The organism is Pseudomonas sp. FP215 (assembly GCF_030687795.1).
In the GTDB taxonomy this organism is placed as follows: Bacteria; Pseudomonadota; Gammaproteobacteria; order Pseudomonadales; family Pseudomonadaceae; genus Aquipseudomonas; species Aquipseudomonas salmasensis.
This window is the reverse complement of sequence record NZ_CP117447.1, coordinates 5,583,807-5,594,152: the sequence shown is the minus strand read 5'-3', so window position 1 is coordinate 5,594,152 and position 10,346 is coordinate 5,583,807. Positions and strand designations below refer to the sequence as shown.

At 61.5% G+C, this 10,346-nt stretch carries 7 protein-coding genes and 4 pseudogenes; 6 read left to right on the top strand and 5 right to left on the bottom strand.

What is annotated here, in order from left to right:
* The first annotated feature begins 97 nt into the window (after positions 1-97).
* Both PSH76_RS25385 and PSH76_RS25380 read left to right on the top strand, forming a co-directional pair.
* Positions 98-664 carry a YfiR family protein gene (locus PSH76_RS25385; RefSeq protein WP_032895306.1) on the top strand — a complete coding sequence of 189 codons (567 nt, stop codon included), beginning with the start codon at positions 98-100 and terminating at the stop codon, positions 662-664.
* Positions 661-831, top strand: a pseudogene (locus tag PSH76_RS25380) (diguanylate cyclase); the annotation flags it as partial. The gene PSH76_RS25385 and the pseudogene PSH76_RS25380, both read left to right, overlap by 4 nt.
* Before the next feature lie 35 nt (positions 832-866).
* Here the strand turns inward: PSH76_RS25380 and PSH76_RS25375 are convergent.
* The 3 genes and pseudogenes from PSH76_RS25375 to intI1 (PSH76_RS25365) form a co-directional block, all read right to left on the bottom strand.
* A complete protein-coding gene (locus PSH76_RS25375) occupies positions 867-3,833 on the bottom strand; it encodes a Tn3 family transposase (RefSeq protein ID WP_003090772.1) in 2,967 nt (988 codons plus the stop codon).
* A gap of 3 nt (positions 3,834-3,836) precedes the next feature.
* The gene (locus tag PSH76_RS25370) at positions 3,837-4,397 is read right to left on the bottom strand and encodes a recombinase family protein (protein ID WP_003090771.1); all 561 of its coding nucleotides are present in this window, start codon (positions 4,395-4,397) and stop codon (positions 3,837-3,839) included.
* A gap of 374 nt (positions 4,398-4,771) precedes the next feature.
* A pseudogene (gene intI1, locus PSH76_RS25365) lies at positions 4,772-5,347 on the bottom strand (class 1 integron integrase IntI1); the annotation flags it as partial.
* Positions 5,348-5,407: 60 nt separating this feature from the next.
* Here intI1 (PSH76_RS25365) and PSH76_RS25360 point away from each other — a divergent pair.
* Positions 5,408-6,388, top strand: a complete 981-nt coding sequence (locus PSH76_RS25360; RefSeq protein WP_038410028.1) for an IS5-like element ISPa16 family transposase — start codon at positions 5,408-5,410, stop codon at positions 6,386-6,388.
* A gap of 143 nt (positions 6,389-6,531) precedes the next feature.
* Here PSH76_RS25360 and intI1 (PSH76_RS25355) read toward each other — a convergent pair.
* Positions 6,532-6,981 (bottom strand): annotated as a pseudogene (gene intI1, locus PSH76_RS25355) (class 1 integron integrase IntI1); the annotation flags it as partial.
* A 101-nt stretch (positions 6,982-7,082) separates the two neighbouring features.
* On the opposite strand from intI1 (PSH76_RS25355), the gene folP reads away from it, so the two are divergent.
* From folP to PSH76_RS25340, 3 genes and pseudogenes are all read left to right on the top strand, one after another.
* Positions 7,083-8,066 carry a dihydropteroate synthase gene (folP, locus tag PSH76_RS25350; protein ID WP_023835631.1) on the top strand — a complete coding sequence of 328 codons (984 nt, stop codon included), beginning with the start codon at positions 7,083-7,085 and terminating at the stop codon, positions 8,064-8,066.
* Positions 8,067-8,282: 216 nt separating this feature from the next.
* The gene (locus tag PSH76_RS25345) at positions 8,283-9,497 is read left to right on the top strand and encodes a chloramphenicol/florfenicol efflux MFS transporter FloR2 (RefSeq protein WP_000214125.1); all 1,215 of its coding nucleotides are present in this window, start codon (positions 8,283-8,285) and stop codon (positions 9,495-9,497) included.
* Between the two features lie 93 nt (positions 9,498-9,590).
* Positions 9,591-9,707: pseudogene (locus PSH76_RS25340) on the top strand (DUF3363 domain-containing protein); the annotation flags it as partial.
* Here PSH76_RS25340 and tetR(G) read toward each other — a convergent pair.
* Complete coding sequence (tetR(G), locus tag PSH76_RS25335; protein WP_000163574.1) at positions 9,704-10,330, bottom strand: tetracycline resistance transcriptional repressor TetR(G); 627 nt, start codon at positions 10,328-10,330, stop codon at positions 9,704-9,706. The pseudogene PSH76_RS25340 and the gene tetR(G) sit on opposite strands and share 4 nt — an antisense overlap.
* Between the last annotated feature and the right edge of the window lie 16 nt (positions 10,331-10,346).

Genomic DNA, 10,346 nt, shown 5'->3' with positions numbered 1-10,346 from the left:
AAAATAGCGAACCCCTCGAATGCTGTGCTTCGTGGGGATGTCCGCCGCTGTGCTATCGTTGCGGCATCACCCTGAAAACCCTTGAGAGTATCGCTGCATGAACGTGGCTGTCTCGCCCAAAGTGCGCAGTATGAGTTGGAGACGCCTGTTACTGGTGACGGTGCTGTGCCTGCTTGCGCCGCGCGTATTTGCGCAGACGCCCAGCCTGGCCGAGCACCGTGCCCAGGCCGTCACCCAAGTGGTGCTCGGCATCCTCAGCTACGCCCGTTGGCCGGTTGAGCCGCAGACGTTGCGCTTGTGCATCGTCGGGCCCACCCAGTACACCGACGACCTGATCAAGGGCACCACACAGGCCACTGGCCGTCCGGTGTCGGTGCGCCGTTTGCTGTCCGACCATCCCGATATCGTCAGTGCCTGCGACGCGGTCTACATCGGCAAGCTGAGCATGGATGAACGCAACCGGCTGTTCACGTCGTTGATTGGCCACCCGGTTCTCAGCATCAGCGAAGGCGGTGACCAATGCACCGTAGGCAGCCTGTTTTGCCTGCGGGTGAGCGATGAGCAAGTATCGTTCGAAGTCAACCTGGACTCCGTTGCCCGCAGCGGCGTGCGCATTCACCCCAGCGTACTGCAACTGTCCCGCCGTCGAGCGCCTGCGCCATGAGGTTTACTAAAGGGCGGCCGACTCTGCGCTCGGTCATTGGCCGGGGGCATATGATCCTGGCGCTGGTGGCGGTGACCCTGGCCAGCGTCTCCCTGACTTTGCTCGGCGTGCTGGCGTTACGCGTTTACGCCGAGCATAACTTGCATTTGATCGCACGCTCCATCAACTAGGGGCGAATAGAGAAAACGGAAAAAATCGTACGCTAAGGTTTTCCGGGCAGCCTTAGCGGCCGAAACTTCCCGTCCTCCAGCCTGCGGCTCTGCCGCCAGACATAATCGCCGGTCAGATTGATGTGCTCCCACCCCAGCGGCGACAGGTATTGCAGCAGCTCACCATCCACCGACTTCCCCGCATCGCCCATCGCCTGGGTGGCGCGCTCCAAGTACACCGTGTTCCACAACACGATGGCGGCCGTCACCAGGTTGAGGCCACTGGCCCGGTAGCGCTGCTGCTCGAAGCTCCGATCCCTGATCTCGCCGAGGCGGTTGAAGAACACCGCCCTGGCCAGGGAGTTGCGGGCTTCGCCCTTGTTCAGTCCAGCATGCACGCGCCGGCGCAGCTCGACGCTTTGCAACCAATCGAGGATGAAAAGCGTGCGCTCGATCCGGCCCAGCTCGCGCAGGGCCACGGCCAGGCCGTTCTGGCGCGGATAGCTGCCGAGCTTGCGCAGCATCAGCGAGGCGGTGACCGTGCCCTGCTTGATCGAGCTGGCCAGGCGCAGGATGTCGTCCCAATGGGCGCGGACGTGCTTGATGTTCAGGGTGCCGCCAACCATTGGGCGCAATGTCGGGTAGTCCTGGACGCTATTCGGAACATACAGCTTGGTTTCTCCGAGGTCGCGGATGCGCGGTGCGAAGCGGAAGCCCAGCAGGTGCATCAGGGCGAAGACATGATCGGTGAAGCCAGCCGTGTCAGTGTAGTGCTCCTCGATCCGCAAGTCGGACTCGTGGTACAGCAGACCGTCGAGCACATAGGTAGAGTCGCGCACGCCGACATTCACCACGCGGGTGCTGAACGGTGCGTACTGGTCGGAGATGTGGGTGTAGAACAGCCGCCCCGGCTCGCTGCCGTACTTCGGGTTGACGTGGCCGGTGCTTTCGCCTCGACCACCCGCCCGGAAGCGCTGGCCATCGGAAGAAGAGGTCGTGCCGTCGCCCCAGTGAGCGGCGAAGGTATGACGGTACTGGTGGTTGACCAGCTCGGCCAGGGCCGCCGAGTAGGTTTCGTCTCGGATGTGCCAGGCTTGCAGCCAGGACAGCTTGGCGTAGGTCAGGCCGGGGCTCGACTCGGCCATCTTGGTCAGCCCGAGGTTGATTGCATCGCCCAGGATCGCTGACAGCAGCAATGTCCGGTCTTTGGCCTCGGCACCGTCCTTCAGGTGTGTGAAGTGGCGGCTGAAGCCCGTCCAGTCGTCCACGTCCATCAGCAGTTCGGTGATCTTGATGCGCGGCAGCAAATGGCTGGTCTGGTCGATCAGCGCCTGCGCGGTATTGGGCACCGCGGAATCCAGCGGGGTGATCTTCAGCCCGGACTCGGTGAGGATGGCATCGGGCAGCTCGTTGTCCTTGGCCAGGCGGGTGACGGTGGCCAGCTGCTCGTCCAGCAGCTGCAAGCGCTCTTCCAGGTACTGGTTGCTGTTCGGGTTGATCGCCAGGGGCAGAGCCTGCGCATGCTTGAGCGCGGCGAACCTCTCTGCCGGCAGCAGGTAGTCGTCGAAGTCGCGGAACTGCCGCGAGCCCTTGACCCAGATGTCACCGGAGCGCAGCGCGTTCTTCAGCTCGGACAGGGCGCAGATTTCGTAGAAGCGCCGGTCGAGGCCTTCCGGGGTTATCACTAGCGGCTTCCAGCGCGGCTTGATGAAGGCGGTGGGCGCATCGGCCGGCACCTTGCGCAGGTTGTAGGCGTTCATCTCGCTCAGGGTCTGCACGGCTGCCAGCACGCCTTGCGCAGCCGGGGCAGCGCGCAGTTCCAGCACCTCCAGCAAGGCCGGCGTGTAACGGCGCAGAGTGGCGAAGTTCTCGCCGACCAGGTGCAGATGGTCGAAGCCTTCCGGCCGGGCCAGCAGCTCGGCCTCGCTGACGCTCTCGGTGAACTCGTCCCAGGGAATCACCGCCTCAATGGCGGCATAGGGATCGCTACCGCTTTCCTTGGCTTCCAGCAGAGCCTGGCCGATCTTCGAGTACAGGCGCACCTTGTCGTTGATCGCCTTGCCCTGCTTCTGGAACTGCTGCTGATGCTTGTGCTTCGCGCTGCTGAACAGCTTGACCAGGATACGGTCGTGCAGATCGACCAACTCATCAATCACCGTCGCGGTGCTCTCCAGCACCACGGCGGCCAGGGTCGCGTAGCGTCGCTGCGGCTCGAACTTGCCGAGGTCTTTGGGCGTCATCTGCCCACCCTCGCGGGCCAGCTTGAGCAGGCGGTTCTGGTGGATGTGTCGGCCCAGGCCTTCGGGCAAGTCCACCAGCTGAAATGTCTTCAGCCGCTCGATGTGTTCGAGCATGTGGCGGGAGTTCGGTTTCAGCGGTGCCTGTCGCAGCCAGGTCAACCAGGTGATGCTGCTGCCGGCCTTGAGCTTCAACAGCTCGTCCAGCTTGGCCCGATGCGAGTCCGTGAGTGGTTCGACCAGGGCGCGGTAGACTCGGCGATTGGCCCGCGCAATGGCCTCCGAACAAGCTCGATCAATTACGCTCAACGCCGGCAGAATGCGCCGCTTCTGTCGCAGGCTCTCCAGGGCCTGACCGGCCAGCAGTAAGCCCTTGTCGGTCTGCTGGGCCAACTCGGTCAGCTCGCGCACCAGGGCGCGGAAGTCGGACAGGCCGAACGGGGCCAGTTGTAGGTAGGTGCGCAGTTCCTGGGCGTGCTCGCGGCGAGTCACGTCGCGTTCGCCGTACTTCAACCAACTCGCCGGGTCGGCCTGAACTTGCTTGGCCACCCACTGGATGACCGGCTCGGGCGGCTCGCTGTCGGTGCCCAACGCATAGCCGGGGTAGCGCAGCAGGCTGAGCTGCACCGCGAAGCCCAGGCGGTTGGCGTCGCCGCGCCGCTGGCGGATCAGCGACAGGTCGGAGTCGTTGAAGGTGTAGTAGCGGATCAGGTCATCCTGGCTTTCCGGCAACGCAAGCAAGGTGTCGCGCTCCGTAGCCGAGAGAATCGAGCGACGCGGCATGGTTCAGTCGTCCTTGCGAAGGTACTGATAGAGGGTTTCTCGGCTGATGCCGAACTCGCGGGCGAGCTGCGCCTTCGGCTCGCCCGCAGCGGCCCGCTGCCGCAGCGTGATGGCTTGCTCGTCGGAGAGGGCTTTCTTGCGGCCCCGGTAGGCACCGCGCTGCTTGGCCAGGGCGATGCCCTCGCGCTGCCGCTCGCGAATCAGGGCGCGCTCAAACTCGGCAAAGGCCCCCATGACCGACAGCATCAGGTTGGCCATCGGCGAGTCCTCGCCGGTGAACACCAGGCCTTCCTTCAAGAACTCGATGCGCACACCGCGCTGGGTCAGCTTCTGCACCAGGCGGCGCAAATCATCGAGGTTTCGTGCCAGGCGATCCATGCTGTGCACCACCACGGTGTCGCCTTCGCGAACGAAACCGAGCATGGCCTCCAGCTGGGGACGCTGGGTGTCCTTGCCCGAGGCTTTGTCGGTGAACAGCTTGCCGACCTCGACCTGTTCAAGTTGGCGTTCCGGGTTCTGGTCGAAGCTGCTGACCCGGACGTAACCGATGCGTTGTCCCTGCAAGATGCCTCCATGGGCTGGATGGGCGGCAGGGCTTGCGTTGGTTTTTGGTTCCATTGCGCCCGAAGCCTTGAATTTGTCAGGCTGAAATCTATGACCTTGGCAAGCATGTGTCAAAGAATGTGAAAGCGGACTCTATTCTGACGGCGTGATGCGCCTTGCCTGACATCCAGTTTGTCGTTTTCAGAAGACGGCTGCACTGAACGTCAGAAGCCGACTGCACTATAGCAGCGGAGGGGTTGGATCCATCAGGCAACGACGGGCTGCTGCCGGCCATCAGCGGACGCAGGGAGGACTTTCCGCAACCGGCCGTTCGATGCGGCACCGATGGCCTTCGCGCAGGGGTAGTGAATCCGCCAGGATTGACTTGCGCTGCCCTACCTCTCACTAGTGAGGGGCGGCAGCGCATCAAGCGGTGAGCGCACTCCGGCACCGCCAACTTTCAGCACATGCGTGTAAATCATCGTCGTAGAGACGTCGGAATGGCCGAGCAGATCCTGCACGGTTCGAATGTCGTAACCGCTGCGGAGCAAGGCCGTCGCGAACGAGTGGCGGAGGGTGTGCGGTGTGGCGGGCTTCGTGATGCCTGCTTGTTCTACGGCACGTTTGAAGGCGCGCTGAAAGGTCTGGTCATACATGTGATGGCGACGCACGACACCGCTCCGTGGATCGGTCGAATGCGTGTGCTGCGCAAAAACCCAGAACCACGGCCAGGAATGCCCGGCGCGCGGATACTTCCGCTCAAGGGCGTCGGGAAGCGCAACGCCGCTGCGGCCCTCGGCCTGGTCCTTCAGCCACCATGCCCGTGCACGCGACAGCTGCTCGCGCAGGCTGGGTGCCAAGCTCTCGGGTAACATCAAGGCCCGATCCTTGGAGCCCTTGCCCTCCCGCACGATGATCGTGCCGTGATCGAAATCCAGATCCTTGACCCGCAGTTGCAAACCCTCAGGAAGGTCTGAAAAAGACTTCCCGAATCTGGTGAAATACGCCGATCCCGCCAGCCGAGTTTTTCCATGAAGCAGATGACCTTCGCCGACGCCGAGTACGCCGGCAAGCGCAAGCAGACCCGTAAGGAATTGTTCCTGATCGAGATGGATCAGGTGGTGCCGTGGAAGGGATTGATTGCCCTGATCGAGCCACACTACCCAAAGGGTGAAGGTGGTCGTCCAGCCTATCCGCTGATGGCCATGTTACGTATCCATCTGATGCAGAACTGGTTCGGCTACAGCGACCCGGCCATGGAAGAAGCGCTCTACGAGACGACCATCCTGCGTCAGTTCGCCGGGCTGAGCCTGGAGCGCATTCCCGACGAAACCACCATCCTCAACTTCCGTCGTTTGCTGGAGAAACATGAGCTGGCAGCCGGCATCCTCGGCGTAATCAATGGCTACCTGGGGGATCGCGGCCTGTCGCTGCGCCAGGGCACTATCGTCGATGCCACACTGATCCACGCACCCAGCTCGACCAAGAACCAGGACGGCAAGCGCGACCCGGAAATGCACCAGAGCAAGAAAGGGAACCAGTATTACTTTGGCATGAAGGCGCACATCGGCGTGGATGATGAGTCGGGGCTGGTACACAGCGTGGTAGGCACGGCAGCCAACGTGGCGGATATCACCCAGGTCGACAAACTGCTGCACGGTAACGAGAACGTCGTCTGCGCCGATGCCGGCTACACCGGCGTCGAAAAGCGCCCCGAACATGCGGGCCGCGAAGTGATCTGGCAGGTCGCAGCACGCCGCAGCACCTACAAGAAGCTCGATAAACGCAGCGCCCTGTACAAAGCCAAGCGCAAGATCGAGAAGGCCAAGGCACAAGTGCGAGCGAAGGTCGAGCACCCGTTTCGAGTGATCAAGCGCCAGTTCGGTTACGTGAAGGTGCGCTTCCGTGGCCTGGCCAAGAACACCGCTCAGCTGGTGACGCTGTTCGCGCTGTCGAACCTATGGATGGCGCGCCGACATTTGCTGACTACCGCAGGACAGGTGCACCTGTAATGCGGAAAATGGCTGCTGCGAGGTGCTCGCGGCGGCCAAAAACGGAGAACTGAGCGGGTTACCTGGTCGATTTTGATCGACGGCCCGCTTTCAAAAGCAGCAAGGGCTGAAGTCGACCGGAAATACAGGGTTACTTCAGACCTTCCCTCACTGATCCGCATGCCCGTTCCATACAGAAGCTGGGCGAACAAACGATGCTCGCCTTCCAGAAAACCGAGGATGCGAACCACTTCATCCGGGGTCAGCACCACCGGCAAGCGCCGCGACGGCCGAGGTCTTCCGATCTCCTGAAGCCAGGGCAGATCCGTGCACAGCACCTTGCCGTAGAAGAACAGCAAGGCCGCCAATGCCTGACGATGCGTGGAGACCGAAACCTTGCGCTCGTTCGCCAGCCAGGACAGAAATGCCTCGACTTCGCTGCTGCCCAAGGTTGCCGGGTGACGCACACCGTGGAAACGGATGAAGGCACGAACCCAGTGGACATAAGCCTGTTCGGTTGGTAAGCTGTAATGCAAGTAGCGTATGCGCTCACGCAACTGGTCCAGAACCTTGACCGAACGCAGCGGTGGTAACGGCGCAGTGGCGGTTTTCATGGCTTGTTATGACTGTTTTTTTGTACAGTCTATGCCTCGGGCATCCAAGCAGCAAGCGCGTTACGCCGTGGGTCGATGTTTGATGTTATGGAGCAGCAACGATGTTACGCAGCAGGGTGACGGTGTTCGGCATTCTGAATCTCACCGAGGACTCCTTCTTCGATGAGAGCCGGCGGCTAGACCCCGCCGGCGCTGTCACCGCGGCGATCGAAATGCTGCGAGTCGGATCAGACGTCGTGGATGTCGGACCGGCCGCCAGCCATCCGGACGCGAGGCCTGTATCGCCGGCCGATGAGATCAGACGTATTGCGCCGCTCTTAGACGCCCTGTCCGATCAGATGCACCGTGTTTCAATCGACAGCTTCCAACCGGAAACCCAGCGCTATGCGCTCAAGCGCGGCGTGGGCTACCTGAACGATATCCAAGGATTTCCTGACCCTGCGCTCTATCCCGATATTGCTGAGGCGGACTGCAGGCTGGTGGTTATGCACTCAGCGCAGCGGGATGGCATCGCCACCCGCACCGGTCACCTTCGACCCGAAGACGCGCTCGACGAGATTGTGCGGTTCTTCGAGGCGCGGGTTTCCGCCTTGCGACGGAGCGGGGTCGCTGCCGACCGGCTCATCCTCGATCCGGGGATGGACCGGCGATTGGTCCATGGCGAAACGGCCGACCTTGCGCCGACCGGCTTCGGGCAACAGGTCCGCGAAGCCATGGACCAGCGCCGCGAGCATCATATCGAACAGCGCGACGCCACGCGCAACAGGGACGGCCGAATCTTCTACCGGCGCAATCTTCTCGCCACCCTGCGCGAGCGGGAAGTTGCGCGCGCCGGTGCGGAGATGGCCGAGGGCAAGGCGCTGCCGTTCCGCGCCGCCAAGGATGGTGAGAGTGTCAGCGGCAAGTTCACCGGGACTGTCCAGCTAACGAGCGGCAAGTTCGCCATCGTGGAAAAGAGCCACGAGTTCACCCTTGTCCCGTGGCGGCCGATCATCGACCGCCAGCTCGGCCGCGAGGTCGCGGGTATCATGCAGGGCGGTTCGGTGTCGTGGCAGTTAGGGCGGCAGCGGGGGTTGGGGCTATAGGAGCCAACGATACCGCATTGCAACGCAACAACTAATTCGATAAGAGCTGCTATTCAATTTCGTAATCGTGGAGCCATCAGCATGGGAAATTCCAAGTCAGCAGACAAGTAAGCCGCAACATCAGAATTGTTGTTGCGGCGCTCTGTAAGACCAATCCCATCTGATTGCTGACGAGCAGACGCTGCCCGGTATCCTTAATCGAGCGGTTGATTCGTCATGACCACCACACGCCCCGCGTGGGCCTATACGCTGCCGGCAGCCTTGCTGCTTATGGCTCCCTTCGACATCCTCGCCTCGCTGGCGATGGATATTTATCTTCCAGTCGTTCCGGCGATGCCGGGCGTCCTGAACACGACTCCATCCATAATCCAACTCACGTTGAGCCTCTACATGGTGATGCTCGGTGTGGGCCAAGTGATCTTTGGGCCACTCTCCGATCGCGTCGGGCGACGGCCGATCCTGCTTGTAGGCGCAACGGCTTTCGTTGCTGCGTCTCTGGGAGCGGCTTGTTCTTCAACTGCATTAGCCTTTGTTGCGTTTCGTCTGGTTCAGGCTGTTGGAGCATCGGCCATGCTGGTGGCCACCTTCGCGACCGTGCGCGACGTATATGCCAATCGTCCCGAAGGTGCCGTCATCTACGGCCTTTTCAGTTCGATGCTGGCGTTCGTGCCTGCGCTCGGCCCTATAGCCGGTGCGCTGATCGGCGAGTTTTGGGGATGGCAGGCGATCTTCATCACACTGGCTGCACTGGCTTCGCTCGCACTCTTAAACGCCAGTTTCAGGTGGCATGAAACCCGACCGTTGGATCAGGCCAGAACGCAACGATCTGTTTTGCCGATCTTCGCGAGTCCGGCCTTTTGGGTTTACACGGTCGGATTTAGTGCCGGCATGGGCACATTCTTCGTTTTCTTCTCGACAGCCCCCCGTGTTCTCATAGGCCAAGCCGGCTATTCCGAGATCGGATTTAGCTTGGCCTTCGCGACTGTCGCGCTGGTCATGGTCACGACAACCCGCTTCGCAAAGTCCTTCGTTGCCAAATGGGGTATCGCGGGATGCGTAGCGCGCGGGATGGCGTTGCTCGTTTCCGGCGCGATCCTGTTGGGGATCGGCCAACTTTTCGGATCGCCGTCATTTTTCAGCTTCATCCTGCCGATGTGGGTTGTCGCGGTCGGCATTGTCTTCACGGTGTCCGTTACCGCCAACGGCGCACTTGCGCAGTTCGACGACATCGCTGGATCAGCGGTTGCGTTCTACTTCTGCATCCAAAGCCTGATAGTCAGTATCGTCGGGACATTGGCGGTGACGCTGTTAAACGGCGATACAGCGTGGCCCGTGATTTGTTACGCCACGGCAATGGCAGTGCTGGTGTCGTTGGGGCTGGCGCTCCTTCGATCCCGTGATGCTGCCACCGAGAAGTCGCCAGTCGTCTAGCCGACGACTGGAAGCAAGCCCGCTCCGATGCGGCGCAATAATCTTCGAAACCTCGTGAATGGCGGTATCCTGTCTGGCAAGATACCGCTCATTTCCCTTGTCCCGTGGCGGCCGGTCATCGACCGCCAGCTCGGCCGTGAGGTCATGGGCATCGTGCAAAGCGGATCGGTGTCGTGGCAGTTGGGGCGGCAAAGGGGCATAAGCCTCTAATCTGTTGTAGATGAACGCAGCCGCTCGAAACCAGCGATGAGGCTGTCGAGTCCGAAGTTGAACGCAGCATCCATGCCGTCTGTTTCCAACTCGTGAAACAGATCGTGCAGGAAGGACGACGGTGCTTGCTCGGACACATCTGGCCTGTCCGGAACTCTCTCATCGGCATCAGATGCCTGCTGCTCGAGAACGGAACCGACCACATAGTGACTGACCGCCCGGAGCGCCCAAACGGCGCGCTTCGGACAAAAGCCCTCCGCGCAGAGAAAGCGTATTTGCGTCTCGGCGGTGCCAAAATTCGGTTCTGTCGGTCGAGTGCCGGCATGGATACGCGCGCCGTCCCGATAAGAGAGCAACGCCGTTCTGAAGCTCAGGGCATTCTCTTTCAGGAACACCCGCCAGTCCTCATTCTCTTCGGGTAGCGAGCGGGTATGGCGTTCCGCCAGCATCGCCTCGGCGAGCGCATCAAGCAGCGCTCGCTTGTTCTGGAAATGCCAGTAAAGCGCAGGCTGCTGAACCTTGAGGCGTTCAGCGAGCTTCCGCGTCGTCAGGCTGTCCATGCCAACCTCGTTCAACAGCTCTAGCGCCGCCGCGATCACGGTGCCCTTGTCCAGTTTGGTCATTCACGTTCCTTCGCCA

Excerpts from the sequence above, each read along its gene's own strand:
- PSH76_RS25375 (WP_003090772.1), bottom strand. The coding sequence starts at position 3,833 with ATGCCGCGTCGCTCGATTCTCTCGGCTACGGAGCGCGACACCTTGCTT.
- PSH76_RS25345 (WP_000214125.1), top strand. The coding sequence starts at position 8,283 with ATGACCACCACACGCCCCGCGTGGGCCTATACGCTGCCGGCAGCCTTG.
- PSH76_RS25360 (WP_038410028.1), top strand. The coding sequence starts at position 5,408 with ATGAAGCAGATGACCTTCGCCGACGCCGAGTACGCCGGCAAGCGCAAG.
- PSH76_RS25385 (WP_032895306.1), top strand. The coding sequence starts at position 98 with ATGAACGTGGCTGTCTCGCCCAAAGTGCGCAGTATGAGTTGGAGACGC.
- folP (WP_023835631.1), top strand. The coding sequence starts at position 7,083 with ATGTTACGCAGCAGGGTGACGGTGTTCGGCATTCTGAATCTCACCGAG.